The sequence below is a fragment of the Streptomyces sp. NPDC093600 genome (assembly GCF_044764755.1).
Classification (GTDB): Bacteria; Actinomycetota; Actinomycetes; order Streptomycetales; family Streptomycetaceae; genus Streptomyces.
On sequence record NZ_JBIWIU010000002.1, the window covers coordinates 817,798 to 832,708 of the forward strand.

Annotated in this window: 8 protein-coding genes; 3 read left to right on the plus strand and 5 right to left on the minus strand. The window is 70.3% G+C overall.

Annotated features, from left to right (window positions below):
- The first annotated feature begins 164 nt into the window (after window positions 1-164).
- Together ACIRB4_RS09360 and ACIRB4_RS09365 are read left to right on the plus strand one after the other, a co-directional pair.
- Window positions 165-6,296 (plus strand): DNRLRE domain-containing protein, encoded by a 6,132-nt coding sequence (locus tag ACIRB4_RS09360; protein ID WP_403289674.1) that lies wholly within the window; start codon window positions 165-167, stop codon window positions 6,294-6,296.
- A gap of 59 nt (window positions 6,297-6,355) precedes the next feature.
- A complete protein-coding gene (locus ACIRB4_RS09365) occupies window positions 6,356-6,820 on the plus strand; it encodes a hypothetical protein (protein ID WP_403289470.1) in 465 nt (154 codons plus the stop codon).
- 75 nt (window positions 6,821-6,895) lie between these two features.
- On the opposite strand, the gene pgl is transcribed toward ACIRB4_RS09365, so the two are convergent.
- The 5 genes from pgl to tkt are packed head-to-tail and all read right to left on the minus strand — an operon-like array spanning window position 6,896 to window position 13,525.
- Complete coding sequence (gene pgl, locus ACIRB4_RS09370; RefSeq protein WP_403289471.1) at window positions 6,896-7,678, minus strand: 6-phosphogluconolactonase; 783 nt, start codon at window positions 7,676-7,678, stop codon at window positions 6,896-6,898.
- Window positions 7,675-8,733 carry a glucose-6-phosphate dehydrogenase assembly protein OpcA gene (opcA, locus tag ACIRB4_RS09375; RefSeq protein ID WP_403289472.1) on the minus strand — a complete coding sequence of 353 codons (1,059 nt, stop codon included), beginning with the start codon at window positions 8,731-8,733 and terminating at the stop codon, window positions 7,675-7,677. The genes pgl and opcA overlap by 4 nt, the downstream gene beginning before the upstream one ends.
- Window positions 8,730-10,262 (minus strand): glucose-6-phosphate dehydrogenase, encoded by a 1,533-nt coding sequence (gene zwf / locus ACIRB4_RS09380; RefSeq protein WP_403289473.1) that lies wholly within the window; start codon window positions 10,260-10,262, stop codon window positions 8,730-8,732. The genes opcA and zwf overlap by 4 nt, the downstream gene beginning before the upstream one ends.
- A 5-nt stretch (window positions 10,263-10,267) precedes the next feature.
- On the minus strand, window positions 10,268-11,386 hold the full coding sequence (gene tal, locus ACIRB4_RS09385; protein WP_403289474.1) for a transaldolase: 1,119 nt from the start codon (window positions 11,384-11,386) through the stop codon (window positions 10,268-10,270).
- Between the two features lie 36 nt (window positions 11,387-11,422).
- Entirely contained in the window at window positions 11,423-13,525 is a 2,103-nt protein-coding gene (gene tkt, locus ACIRB4_RS09390; protein ID WP_403289475.1) for a transketolase, read from the minus strand.
- Window positions 13,526-13,865: 340 nt separating this feature from the next.
- On the opposite strand from tkt, the gene ACIRB4_RS09395 reads away from it, so the two are divergent.
- Window positions 13,866-14,813, plus strand: coding sequence for a heme o synthase (locus tag ACIRB4_RS09395; protein WP_403289476.1), 948 nt, complete (start codon window positions 13,866-13,868; stop codon window positions 14,811-14,813).
- Window positions 14,814-14,911: the final 98 nt, after the last annotated feature.

A 14,911-nucleotide genomic window follows, 5' to 3' on the forward strand; every position in this document is an offset into this window, starting at 1 on the left:
AATGATCATTCTCTCTATGCTCCTCACCGTATGAGCCGCAGCAGCGGCCCAAGGGGAGGAATCGAAGGATGAACGAGCAGGTCACCCCCGACGACGGGGGTGGAGGGTCCATATGGCCGCGGGCGAGGGCGCTCCCGCGCATCGCCCTCGTGGTCGCCGGGCTGATGATCGCCGAGACGGCCTTCGTGGCGATCTCGACAGGGGACGCGGGGGCGGCGGCGGTCGCCGCCGAGCCGACGGCGCGAACGTTCGCGACCGAGGCCGCGGACCTGCCATCCGCTCAGGTCGCGGCCCGTCTGTCGGGGAAGCGGGTCGAGGCGCTCTCGGAGCGTACGGAGTCGTCGACGACGTTCGTGAACCCGGACGGCAGCGTGACGCTCGACGCGGCCTCGGGCCCGGTCCGCTTCCGGGACGGGGCGACGGGACAGTGGCGGACCATCGACGTCGCCCTGGTGAAGACCTCGCAGGGCGCGGTGGCGGCTCAGGCCCACCCGCTGGATCTGCGACTGGCGGGGAAGACCCCGACGGCGCGGGCGGCGAAGGTGAAGGCGTCGGGTGCGGCGGGCGAGGCGAAGACCGCGGCGGTGCCGCTGGTGACGCTACAGGCCGGTGACGACAGGGCGATGACCCTGTCGTGGCGGGGCGCGCTGCCGGAGCCGACGGTGTCGGGCACCACGGCACGCTACGCCGACGCCCTGACGGCGACCGACCTGATCATCGAGTCGACCCGTACCGGATTCGAGCAGTTCCTGGAGCTGAAGAACCGTTCCGCTGTCGATGCGAACGGTTCGGTCACGCTGACGCTTGACGCCAAGGGCGTCAAGGCCCGGGCCAATGGGGACCGTTCGGTGACCTTCCTCGACGCGAAGTCGGGTAAGCAGGTCGGCGTACTGCCCGCGCCCGTGATGTGGGACGCGACCGTGGATCCCCGGTCCGGCGAGCACACCCGGCGGGCCGACGTCGGGCTCAAGGTGACGCAGCGCGGCAGCTCCGTCGACCTGACGCTCACGCCGGACGCGAAGTTCCTCGCCGACCCGGCGACCACGTACCCCGTCACCGTCGACCCCGCGGTCAACATCGGGGCGAGCTTCGACACCTTTGTCCAGCAGGGCTACGCGACCGACGTGTCGGCGCAGACCGAGCTGAAACTGGGCAACAACGGCTCGGGCCAGGTGGCGCGTTCCTTCCTGGCCTTCCCGATGTCGAAGATCACGGGCAAGCAGATCCTGAGCGCCAAGCTGAACCTGTGGAACTTCCACTCCTGGTCCTGCTCGGCCCGGAGCTGGGAGGTCTGGGACACAAGCTCCGCCTCGACCGCCACACGGTGGACCGCGCAGCCGAACTGGAACAAGAAGTGGGCCACGTCGACGGCCACCAAGGGCCACTCCTCCTCGTGCGCGGACGGCTGGGTCAACCAGGACATCACCAGCCTGGCGGCCGCCTGGGCGGCCAACGGCAACGGCACCAACACCCTGGGCATACGGGCGACCGACGAGGCCGACTCGTACGGCTGGAAGCGGTTCAACTCCGGCAACGCGGCCTCGAACACCCCGTACCTGTCGGTCACGTACAACACCAAGCCGGGTGCGGCGACGCCGGTCTCCCCGCTCTCGGGCGACGCGTCCAACGACACCACGCCGACGATCACCGGCAAGGCCAGCGACGCGGACGGCAACACCGTCCAGCTCACGTACGAGATCTGGACACCGACTGGCACCGCGGCGCTCCAGACCGGCAAGTCGGCGCTCGTCGCCTCGGGCACGAACGCGCCGTGGACGCCGACGACCGCGCTGGCCCCTGGTTCGTACAAGTGGCGGGCCGCGGTCTACGACGGTACGACATGGAACGGCACCTGGTCCGCGTGGCAGACGTTCACCGTCGACACCACCGCCCCCGCGACGAGCACCGTCTCCTCGACCGACTTCCCGGCGAACACCTGGTCCGGCACCCCGGACGCGAACGGCACCTTCTCCGGCTCTTTCACCTTCACCCCGCCCACCAGCGACGTGAAGACCGTGGAGTACAAGCTGGACACCGGCGCGTGGACGCCGGCCGCGACCACCGGGACCGCCGTCACCCAGACGCTGTCGTTCCCCGCGGGCAGGCACACCGTGACCGCCCGCACCAAGGACGCGGCCGGGAACATCTCGGCCGAGACCTCGCATGTCTTCTACGCCGGCTCGGGCGCGGCGCTCCTGACGCCGGGCCAGGGCGACCGCCCCGCACGCCGGGTGGGCCTGACGGCGGAAGGCCAGTCCTCCTACACCGGAGTGACCTACCAGTACCGCCGGGGTGAGACGGACACGTGGAAGGACGTGCCCGTCGCCGACGTACGGCAGGCCGCGAACGGAGCGGCGGTCTCCGGCTGGCCGGTGGCGACGGTGAACGGCAAGCCCGCCGCTCTGACATGGAACATCACCGACACCCTGGCCGAGGACGGTCCGATCGAGGTCCGTGCGGCGTTCACGGACGGCACCGGCTCGGCGTACTCCCCGGTGAACACGATCACGGTGGACCGGAACGCGGGCACGGCCCCGTCGGAGGACGCCGGTCCGGGTTCGGTGAACCTGCTGACCGGTGACTACACCCTCTCCGACACCGACGCCTCCGCGTTCGGGCTCTCCGTCTCGCGCACGGCGTCGTCGCGACGCCCCGACGGCGGCGCGAAGCAGGACGGCCAGGCGCCCATCTTCGGCCCGCAGTGGATCTCCGGCACGACCGCGGAGATCACCGAGTCGGACTGGGCGTATCTGAAGAAGACCTCGGCCACCTCGGTCGCGCTGGTCGACTCCGAGGGCGAGGAGCTCGGTTTCACCGCCACCGTCGGTGGCGGCTGGAAGCCGGAGCCCGGCGCCGAGGACATGGCTCTCACGGGCGCGTTGACCGGTTCCCTCACGCTGAAGGACACCGAGGGCACGGTCACCGTCTTCACCAAGCCGGACGCCGCCTCCACCTCGTGGCAGGTCGCGTCCAGCGGCATGGACGGCCTGGCGCAGTCGACGACCACGGTGATCTCCGAGACCGTGACGGTGGCCGGCAAGCAGCTGGCGCGTCCCAAGCGGATCATCGCCCCGACATCGGCCGCCTCCGCGACCACGTGCACGGCGACGCCGTCCACGAAGGGCTGCCGCGCGCTGGAGTTCGTCTACGCCACCGCCACCACCGCGTCCGACGCGACCCTCGGTGACGTGGCCGGTCAGGTCAGGGAGATCCGGGCCTGGTCCACCGAGCCCGGCGCGGCCGCGGCGACGTCCAAGCCGGTGCAGCAGTACCTGTACGACGGCTCCGGCCGACTGCGAGAGACCTGGAACCCGCAGCTCGGCCACGGCGCGAGGACCGCGTACGGCTATGACGCGGCGGGCCGGGTCACCGGCCTGACCCCGCCGGGCGAGCTGCCGTGGTCGTTCACCTACGGCAAGGCGGGCAACGCGGCCACCGCCGGTGACGGCATGCTCCTGAAGGCCAACCGTTCCGGTCTGAAGCAGGGCACCACCGGCACTCCGGAGGGTACGGCGTCCACGAGCGTCGTCTACGACGTGCCGCTGACCGGCGACAAGGCCCCGTACCAGATGGGTGCCGCGGATGTGAACGTGTGGGGTCAGACCGACGCCCCGGCGGACGCGACCGCTGTCTTCCCGGCCGACGCCGTTCCCGCCGCGAACTCGGGCGACCAGCTGAGCGCGGGCGACTACCGCCGCGCCTCGCTCACCTACACCGACGCCTCCGGGCATCAGGTGAACTCGGCATCGCCCGGGGGGCACATCTCGGTCTCCGAATACGACCATCACGGCAACGCGGTGCGTGAGCTGACCGCCGGCAACCGGGCTCTCGCCCTGGGTGCCACGGCGGCCGACCGGGCCACCCTGTCCCAACTCGGTATCGCGGGCCTGTCCATTCAGGACCGTGCCGACCTGCTCTCCACCCGCTCCGTCTACGACAGGACCGGTGTCCGTGAGCTGGAGGAGTTCGGCCCGCTGCGCCGTATCACACTGACCGGCACGGGCGCGTCCGCCGCCGCCCGTTCGTGGACGGTCAACGAGTACGACGCCGGTCGTCCCACCGACGGTACGGCGAAGGTGGAGCACCAGGTCACCAAGGTCACCACCGGCGCACAGGTCCTGGGCACCACGGCCATGGCCGACGCGCGGGTGACTCAGACGGTGTACGACTGGAGCAAGGGCCTTCCGGTCAAGACCATCAAGGACCCGGCCGGTCTCGCGATCACCGACACCATCGAGTACGACGACCAGGGCCGCGTCACCAAGCAGCTGCCGTCCGGCGCCACCGGAACCGACGCCGCGACCCGGGTGACCACCTACTGGTCCGCGACCGGCACCGGCACCTGCCAGGGACGGCCGGAGTGGGCCGACCAGGTGTGCACCACCGGCCCGGCCGGCGTCATCGCCGGCGGCGGCAGCCATCCGGCCCAGACGCCGACCACCACCACCGAGTACGACTGGTGGAACAACCCGGCCAAGGTCATCGAGACCGCCAACGGCGTCACCCGCACCACGACCAACACCTACGACAACGCCGGACGTCAGACCAGGAGCGTCATGACGGGCGGGCTCGGCCAGGCGGTTCCGGAGTCCACGACCGAGTACGATCCGGTCACCGGCCAGGCCGTCAAGACCGTCTCGCCGACCGGCGGGACGATCACGAAGACGTACGACAAGCTCGGCCGGCTCGTCTCGTACACCGACGCCGACGGCGGAGTGACCACGACCGAGTACGACCTGCTGAACCGTCCGGTCAAGACCACCGACTCGGCCCCGTCCACGGTCACATACGCCTACGACACCACCGCCGAGCCCCGTGGACTGGCCACCGCCACCACGGACTCGGTCGCCGGAACGTTCGCCGCCACCTACGACGCCGACGGCTCCGTCGCCACCGAGAGGCTCCCCGGCGGGTACACCCTCAAGGTCGAGGAAGACTCCACCGGAGCCACTCGCTCCCGCGTCTACAGCCGCGACAGCGACGGCCAGGTCGTCGTCTCCGACACCGCCGAGGAATCCATCCACGGCCAGGTCACCGAACACGCCGGCTGGTCCGCGCAGAACTACACGTACGACGCCACCGGCCGCCTGACCAGCGTCGACGACACCGTCGGCGACGTGTGCACGAAGCGCGCCTACGCGTTCGACAAGCGCACCAACCGCACCTCCCTGACCACCGCGGCGGGCGCCGCCGGCGCCGCCTGCCCCACCACCGGAGGAACCACCACCACCCAGACGTACGACAGCGGCGACCGGCTCGTCGCGACCGGCCACGTCTACGACGCCTTCGGCCGTACGACCGCGCTGCCCGGCAGCCAGATCGGCTACTACGCCAACGACCTGGTTCACCAGCAGACCGCGAACGGCCAGCGCCAGACCTGGCAGCTCGATGCCACCGGGCGCCTGCGCTCCTGGACCGTCGAGGAGAACACCGACGGAACCTGGGCCCAGACGTCGGCCAAGGTCAACCACTTCGCCGGTGACGGCGACAACCCCCGCTGGATCACCGAGGACACCGCCGACGGCACTCTCAGCCGCAACGTCTCCTCCGCGTCCGGCGACCTCGCCGCCACCACCGGTGCGAGCGGCGGCACCGTGCTCCAGCTGACCAACATCCACGGCGACGTCTCCCTCCAGCTCCCCCTGGACGTGGCCGACGCCCCCCTGGTCCTGGACAGTGACGAGTACGGCAACCCGCGCACCGGCCAGCCCGCCGTCCGCTACAACTGGCTCGGTGGCAAGCAGCGCTCCAGCGAGACCCTCACCGGCCTCGTCCTGATGGGCGTCCGCCTCTACAACCCGCAGACCGGACGCTTCCTCTCCGCCGACCCCGTCCACGGTGGTGGCGCCAACGCGTACGGCTACCCCGGTGACCCCGTCAACCAGTACGACCTCGACGGCCGGGCATGGTGGTGGAAGCACGTGAAGAGGAAGGCCGTCAACTGGGGCGGCCGCTACCTCCGCTGGCAGCGCCGTCAGGAGGCCCGCGCCGTGGGCGTGTTCACCGCCGGGGCCAGCCGCTGGATGGGCTACAAGTGCCGCTACCGTTACGGTATGCGCGTCTGCTCGGGCGGCGTCGGATTCCACGCGCGAGGTGGCACGACGCTCGGCACGACGTTCTTCACGTCGAACGGGAGGGTCTCGGCGAGCCTCATGCGTCATGAGCGTCGGCACAAGCGGCAGTGGATGCGCTACGGACTCCGCTTCGGTTACATGTATCTCAGGGGCGGGTCCAACCCGTGCCGCAACCGTTGGGAGCGTCGCGCGGGATGGAAGGACGGCGGATACCGATGCTGAGCCCCTCTCGGAGGGCACTGCCCGTGTGGCCGTTCGTGCTGCTGGGATCCGCGGTCGCGGTGGCGCTCATCGCCGCCGCGGGGCTGTGGGTGTACGGCGTGTACAGCATGTCCGATCCGCGGCCTCTCCTGGTGGGGATGCGCATCGACGGATCCCGGGTCTCGATCAAGGCCCCGACCTGTCCGACGGAGGCGGTGGGCAAGGTCGAGGTGTTCGACGGGACGTCGGAGAAGCCACTCTGGGAGGCCCGTGACCCGAAGAGCGCCGAAGGAAAGCGCGGTGCGCTGACGCTCTGGGCGGGGGAGGAGTTCGCGCACTCCACACCGGGGCGGCAACCGGCGACGTTGCCGAAGGACCTGGACGTCCTCATCACCGACGCCGGCACCGAAGACGGATCGGGTGGCCTCTTCGACACGTCCGTGATCAAGGCCGCGCAGCTGCCCGCGGGGCAGTACTGGACCGCGGACGGTCCGATGACGGCTGAGGCCATCGATCGTCAACTGTCGTGCGGCCCCGAGCAGTAGATACCAGGCGAACAGAAGGCGGCACCACCGGTCCGAACCGGTGGTGCCGCCTTTCGCTGTGCCGGCGACGGGACGTCAGGCCGAAGCCGCCGGATACAGATCGCGCGGCAGCTCCGAGGCCGCCGCCGCGTCCAGCAGCCAGAGCGTCCGGGCACGGCCGCGGGCACCGGCCACCGGGGCCTGGATCTCGCCCGCGCCCGACAGCCCGATCGCCGCGGCTTTCGCCTTGTCCTCTCCCGCCGCGAGCAGCCAGACCTCCCGGGCGGCCCGGATCGCCGGCAGCGTGAGCGTGATCCGCGTCGGCGGCGGCTTGGGCGCGCCGTGCACGCCGACCACCGTCCGCTCGGTCTCGCGGACCGCCGGAAGCTCCGGGAACAGCGACGCCACATGGGTGTCGGGCCCCACACCCAGCATCAGCACGTCGAAGGACGGCACCGCGCCGTGGTCCTCCGGACCGGCCGCGGCGGCGAGTTCGGCCGCATACGCGGCGGCCGCGGCGTCGACGTCGTCGCCGTACGGGCCGTCCGAGGCGGGCATCGCGTGCACCCGCGCCGGGTCCAGCCGGACGGTGTCGAGCAGCGCCTCGCGGGCCTGCGTGACATTGCGCTCGGGATCGCCGTCGGGCAGGAACCGCTCGTCGCCCCACCACAGATCCAGCCGCGACCAGTCGATCGCGTCCCGGGCCGGGGCCGAACGCAGCGCCGCGAGCAACCCGTTGCCGTTCCGACCGCCCGTGAGCACCACGGACGCCGAGCCGCGAGCGGTCTGCGCGTCCACGATCCGGGTGATCAGCCGGGCCGCCGCGGCCTGCGCCATCAGCTCCTTGTCCCGGTGCACCACCAGCTGCGGAGCGCTCACTTGGCCGCCGCCTTCTTGGCCGCGGGCTTCTTCGCGGACGTATTCGACGACGCGTTCGAGGGCGAAGGAGCGGGGCCGGCCGCCGCGACCGGAGTCTGCTCGTCCGGCTCGGGAGCCGTCACGGCGGCCGCCTCGTCGAGCCGGTCCACGCCGTACCGCAGCGCGGACGCGTAGGTGTCGTCCGGGTCGAGCCGCCGCAGCTCCTCGGCGATCAGGTCCGCCGTCTCGCGGCGCTTGAGCGCCACGGCACGGTCGGGCTGCCCCTCGATGGAGAGCGTCGCCAGCGAGCCGTCCGGCCGGTCGAGCACGATCGGCCCGCAGGTGGACTCCATCCGTACGGACGTGAGCCCGGGCCCCGCCGACGTGCACCGCCGCACCGGCACCTTCAGCCGGTCCGCCAGCCACATGGCGAGCAGTTCGACGCTCGGGTTGAACTCCTCGCCCTCCACCTCGGCCGAGGTGACCTCGCACACGACCTGGTCGAGCGCGGCGGCCAGCATCGAACGCCACGGGGTGATCCGGCTCCACGCCAGGTCCGTGTCGCCCGGCGTGTAGGTCTCCGCGCGGCCCATCAGCTCGTGGATCGGCTGCTCGGCGGCGTAGGTGTCGGTGACCCGGCGCTGGGCGAGCGCGCCCAGCGGGTCGTTCGCCGGGTCCGCCGGGGAGTTGACCGGCCACCAGACGACGACGGGCGCGTCTGGAAGGAGCAGCGGAAGCACCACCGACTGGGCATGGTCGGCGACCTCGCCGTACAGCCGCAGGACGACCGTCTCTCCGGTGCTGGCGTCGGCGCCGAGGCGGACCTCGGCGTCGAGCCGCGCCTTCGCGCGGTCGCGCGGCGAGCGCGCGGCCCGCTTGATGACCACCAGCGTCCGGGAGGGGTGCTCGCGGGACGCGTCGTTGGCGGCCTTCAGGGCGTCGTAGGCGTTCTCCTCGTCGGTGACGATGACGAGGGTGAGCACCATGCCGACGGCCGGCGTGCCGATGGCCCGTCGTCCCAGCACCAGCGCCTTGTTGATCTTGCTGGACGTGGTGTCCGTCAGGTCGGTCTTCATGGCCGGCGCCAGCTCCGTCCGTCTCGTGCGAGCATTTCGTCCGCCTCGACCGGCCCCCACGTGCCCGCCTGGTACTGCGCGGGCTTGCCGTGCTTGTCCCAGTACTGCTCGATCGGGTCGAGGATCTTCCAGGACAGCTCGACCTCCTCGACCCGCGGGAAGAGGTTGGAGTCACCGAGCAGCACATCGAGGATGAGCCGCTCGTACGCCTCGGGGCTGGACTCCGTGAAGGACTCGCCGTAGGCGAAGTCCATCGACACGTCCCGGACCTCCATCGACGTGCCCGGCACCTTGGAGCCGAACCGCATGGTCACGCCCTCGTCCGGCTGCACCCGGATGACCAGGGCGTTCTGGCCCAGCTCCTCCGTCGCCGTGGAGTCGAAGGGGGAGTGCGGGGCGCGCTGGAAGACGACCGCGATCTCGGTGACACGGCGGCCGAGCCGCTTGCCGGTACGGAGATAGAAGGGGACGCCCGCCCAGCGGCGGTTGTCGATCTCCAGCTTGATGGCCGCGTAGGTGTCGGTCTTCGACTTGGGGTCGATGCCGTCCTCCTGGAGATAGCCGACGGCCTTCGCGCCGCCCTGCCATCCGGCGGCGTACTGGGCCCGCACGGTCGAGGCGCCCAGGTCCTTCGGCAGCTTCACCGCGCCGAGGACCTTGGTCTTCTCGGCCGCGAGCGCGTCCGCCTCGAAGGAGGCGGGCTCCTCCATCGCGGTCAGCGCGAGCAGCTGGAGGAGGTGGTTCTGGATGACGTCACGGGCGGCCCCGATGCCGTCGTAGTAGCCGGCGCGGCCGCCGATGCCGATGTCCTCGGCCATGGTGATCTGCACGTGGTCGACGTAGGACCGGTTCCAGATCGGCTCGAAGAGGGTGTTGGCGAAGCGGAGCGCCAGGATGTTCTGGACGGTCTCCTTGCCGAGGTAGTGGTCGATCCGGAAGACCGCCTCGGGCGGGAAGACCTCGTGGACGACCTCGTTGAGCTCCTTGGCGGAGACGAGGTCGTGACCGAAGGGCTTCTCGATGACCGCGCGGCGCCAGGAGCCGTCCTTCTGGTCGGCGAGACCGTGCTTCTTCAGCTGCCGGACGACGAGCGGGAAGAACTTCGGCGGCACGGACAGGTAGAAGGCGAAGTTGCCTCCGGTGCCCTGCGCCTTGTCCAGCTCCTCGATGGTGGACTTCAGCTGCTCGAAGGCGTCGTCGTCGTCGAAGTCGCCCTGGACGAAGCGCATCCCCTGGATCAGCTGCTGCCACACCTCCTCGCGGAACGGCGTGCGGGCGTGCTGCTCGACGGCGTCGTGGACCTCCTGCGCGAAGTCCTCGTTCTGCCACTCGCGCCGGGCGAAGCCGATGAGCGAGAAGCCCGGCGGCAGCAGACCGCGGTTGGCCAGGTCGTAGACGGCAGGCATCAGCTTCTTACGGGACAAATCGCCCGTGACGCCGAAGATCACCAGACCCGACGGCCCCGCGATGCGCGGGAGCCGTCGGTCTGCGGCGTCACGGAGCGGGTTGGCTCCGTGGACTGCGCTCAAGGTGCTTACGCCTCCGAAGGTGCGAGGCGCTCAAGCTCCGCCTCGGTCGACTTGAGCAGGTCGTTCCAGGACGCCTCGAACTTCTCGACGCCCTCCTTTTCGAGCAGCCGCACCACGTCGTCGTAGGAGATACCGAGCTTCTCCACGGCGTCCAGCTCGGCGCGCGACTGCTCGTAGGTGCCGCGCACGGTGTCGCCGGTGACCTCGCCGTGGTCGGCGGTGGCCTCCAGCGTCGCCTCCGGCATGGTGTTGACCGTGCCGGGCGCGACCAGGTCCACGACGTACAGCGTGTCCTTGTACGCCGGGTCCTTCACACCGGTCGACGCCCACAGCGGACGCTGCTTGTTGGCCTGCGCCTTGTCGAGCGCGGCCCAGCGGTCCGAGGCGAAGACCTCCTCGAACGCCTGGTACGCCAGACGCGCGTTGGCGAGCGCGGCCTTGCCCTTGAGGGCCTTGGCCTCGTCCGTACCGATCGACTCCAGACGCTTGTCGATCTCCGTGTCCACGCGGGAGACGAAGAAGGACGCCACGGAGTGGATCTTGGAGAGGTCCAGGCCGCGCTCCTTCGCCTTCTCCAGGCCCGCCAGGTAGGCGTCCATGACCTTGCGGTAACGCTCCAGCGAGAAGATCAGCGTCACGTTCACGCTGATGCCGAGGCCGATGACCTCGGTGATCGCCGGCAGACCCGCCTCGGTGGCCGGGATCTTGATGAGCGTGTTGGGCCGGTCGACCAGCCACGCCAGCTGCTTGGCCTCGGCGACGGTGGCCGCCGTGTTGTGGGCCAGGCGCGGGTCGACCTCGATGGACACCCTGCCGTCCTGGCCGTCGGTCGCGTCGAAGACCGGACGCAGGATGTCGGCGGCGTCACGGACGTCCGCCGTCGTGATCATGCGGATGGCCTCTTCGACGGTCACCCTGCGGGCGGCGAGGTCGGCCAGCTGCTGGTCGTAACCGTGCCCCTCCGAGATGGCCTTCTGGAAGATCGACGGATTGGTGGTGACACCCACCACGTGCTGCTGGTCGATCAGCTCGGCCAGGTTGCCGGAGGTGATCCGCTGACGCGAGAGGTCGTCCAGCCAGATCGCGACGCCTTCGTCGGAGAGGCGCTTGAGAGCGTCTGTCATGAGAGTTGCATCTCCATTAAGTCGTACGTATGGGCGTCAGCGCGCGGCGGCGGCGAGGGATTCCCGCGCGGCGGCGGCGACGGCCTCGGGGGTGAACCCGAACTCGCGGAAGAGGACCTTGGCGTCCGCCGAAGCGCCGAAGTGCTCCAGCGAGACGATCCGGCCGGCGTCACCGACGTACTTGTGCCAGGTGAGACCGATACCGGCCTCGACGGCCACCCGCGCCTTGACCGACGGCGGCAGGACGGCGTCCTTGTACCCCTGGTCCTGCTCCTCGAACCACTCCACCGACGGCATCGAGACGACCCGGGTCGGGACGCCCTCCGCCTGGAGCTGCTCGCGGGCCTCGACGGCCAGGTGCACCTCGGAGCCGGTGGCGATCAGCACGACCTGCGCGTCTGTGCTCTGCCCGGAGGGCCCTTCCGCGTCGAGGAGGACGTAACCGCCCTTGGCGGTGCCCTCGTTCGGCGCGTACGTCGGCACACCCTGGCGGGTCAGCGCCAGACCGTGCGGGGCGCCCTTGCCGAACTCCCGCGTGTGGCGCTTCATGATCTCGCGCCAGGCGATGGCGGTCTCGTTGGCGTCCGCAGGGCGCACGATGTTCAGCCCGGGGATGGCGCGCAGCGAGGCCAGGTGCTCGACCGGCTGGTGCGTCGGACCGTCCTCGCCCAGACCGATGGAGTCGTGCGTCCACACGTACGTCACCGGCAGGTGCATCAGCGCGGACAGACGCACGGCGTTGCGCATGTAGTCGGAGAACACCAGGAAGGTGCCGCCGTAGATACGGGTGTTGCCGTGCAGCGCGATGCCGTTCATCTCCGCGGCCATGGAGTGCTCGCGGATGCCGAAGTGGATCGTGCGGCCGTACGGGTCGGCCTCCGGCAGCGGGTTGCCCTCGGGGAGGAACGAGGACGTCTTGTCGATCGTGGTGTTGTTCGAGCCCGCGAGGTCGGCCGAGCCGCCCCACAGCTCCGGGATCACCGCGCCGAGCGCCTGCAGGACCTTGCCGGACGCGGCACGGGTGGCCACGCCCTTGCCCGCCTCGAACACCGGGAGCTTCGACTCCCAGCCCTCGGGCAGCTCGTTGGCCTGGATCCGGTCGAAGTCGGCGGCCCGCTCCGGGTTGGCCGTACGCCACTCGGCGAGCGACTTCTCCCAGGCGGCCTTCGCCTCGCGGCCGCGGTCGCCGAGCGCCCGCGTGTGGCCGATGACCTCGTCTGAGACCTCGAAGGTGCGCTCCGGGTCGAAGCCGAGGACGCGCTTGGTGGCCGCGACCTCCTCGTCGCCCAGCGCCGAGCCGTGCGCGGCCTCGGTGTTCTGCGCGTTCGGGGCCGGCCAGGCGATGATCGAACGCATCGCGATGAACGACGGACGCTCGGTCTCGGCCTCGGCGGCCTTGATCGCCGCGTACAGGGCGGCCGGGTCCAGGTCGCCGTCGGCCTTCGGCTCGACGCGCTGGACGTGCCAGCCGTAGGCCTCGTACCGCTTCATCGTGTCCTCGGACACGGCCGTCTCGGTGTCGCCCTCGATCGAGATGTGGTTGTCGTCCCACAGCAGGATCAGGTTGCCCAGCTTCTGGTGGCCGGCCAGCGAGGACGCCTCCGCGGAGATGCCCTCCTGGAGGCAGCCGTCACCGGCGATCACATAGACGTGGTGGTCGAAGGGGGAGGTGCCGGGGGCCGCCTCCGGGTCGAACAGACCGCGCTCGTAGCGGGCGGCCATCGCCATGCCCACGGCGTTGGCGACACCCTGGCCGAGCGGGCCGGTCGTCGTCTCCACGCCCGCGGTGTGCCCGTACTCCGGGTGGCCCGGCGTCTTCGAGCCCCAGGTGCGGAACGCCTTCAGGTCGTCCAGCTCAAGACCGAAGCCGCCCAGGTACAGCTGGGTGTACAGGGTCAGGGACGAGTGCCCGGCGGAGAGCACGAACCGGTCGCGCCCCACCCACTCCGGGTCGGCCGGATCGTGGCGCATCACCTTCTGGAAGAGGGTGTACGCGGCGGGGGCCAGGCTCATGGCCGTACCAGGATGGCCGTTGCCGACCTTCTGTACGGCGTCCGCGGCCAGGATGCGGGCGGTGTCCACGGCCCGCTGGTCCAACTCGGTCCACTCGAGGTCTGTGGTGGTCGGCTTAGTGCTCACCCTGAGTCAGGGCTCCTCTCCACATGTCTGCATAAGCCGGTGACTGAGGGTGTACCGGCGCTGTCGAGCCTACCCCCGACAGAACGCCCATCTTTTCGAGTGAGGCCCCTCAAATGAGCGGATACGACAAGAGTGCGGGTGACTCTGTCACTTCGCCTCCCCGCAGCCGTCCACAGCGTGGGACGGACGGCCGGAACAGCGGGGAACGAGCACCCTCAACACGACCCCACCCCCGCGAAGATCGGCGTATGGGCAACGTCTAGAGTGGCGTGGTACGCGCAAGTCTTCACCCCGTCTTCACCGGGGAGCTTGCTGGGAAAACTCTCTGTCAGGGGTGTGCGTGACGGCCGTCGAGTCCCGACCCGCAGGGGTCGTCTTGACTCCCAGCCCGGGGGGCCATCGGCCGTTCGGAGCTCGCGTCAAGGCATTCGTGGCGCTGACCAAGCCGCGGATCATCGAGCTGCTGCTCATCACCACCGTCCCGGTGATGTTCCTCGCCGAGCAGGGCGTGCCGGACCTGTGGCTGGTGCTCGCCACCTGCCTCGGCGGCTATCTGTCGGCGGGCGGCGCCAACGCGCTGAACATGTACATCGACCGTGACATCGACGCGCTGATGGACCGCACCTCCCAGCGCCCCCTGGTCACCGGCATGGTCTCGCCGCGTGAGGGCCTGGTCTTCGGCCTCACCCTCGCCGTCGTCTCCACGCTGTGGTTCGGCCTCCTGGTCAACTGGCTCTCCGCCGCCCTCTCGCTCGGCGCGCTGCTCTTCTACGTCGTGGTCTACACGATGATCCTGAAGCGCCGGACCGCGCAGAACATCGTCTGGGGCGGCATCGCCGGCTGTCTGCCGGTCCTCATCGGCTGGTCGGCCGTGACCAACTCGATGTCCTGGGCCGCGGTCATCCTCTTCATGGTCATCTTCTTCTGGACGCCGCCGCACTACTGGCCGCTGTCGATGAAGGTGAAGGAGGACTACGCGCGCGTGGGCGTGCCCATGCTCCCGGTGATCGCCTCCAACAAGGTCGTCGCCAAGCAGATCGTCCTCTACAGCTGGGTGATGGTCGCCGTCTCGCTGCTCCTCACGCCGCTGGGCTACACGGGCTGGTTCTACACCGCCGTGGCGCTGCTGACCGGTGGCTGGTGGCTCTGGGAGGCGCACGCGCTGCTGAACCGGGCGAAGGCCGGCGCGACGGGCGCGAAGCTCAAGGAGATGCGCCTCTTCCACTGGTCGATCACCTATGTCTCGCTGCTCTTCGTGGCGGTCGCGGTGGACCCCTTCCTGCGGTAGCGGCACCAGGGCCGAGGGCCCCTTCGACAACGGCCGGAGCGCGTGGGCAAGACCACGTGCCCGGCCGTCGCCAGTGCGTCTACCGCTCGGTAGCATCC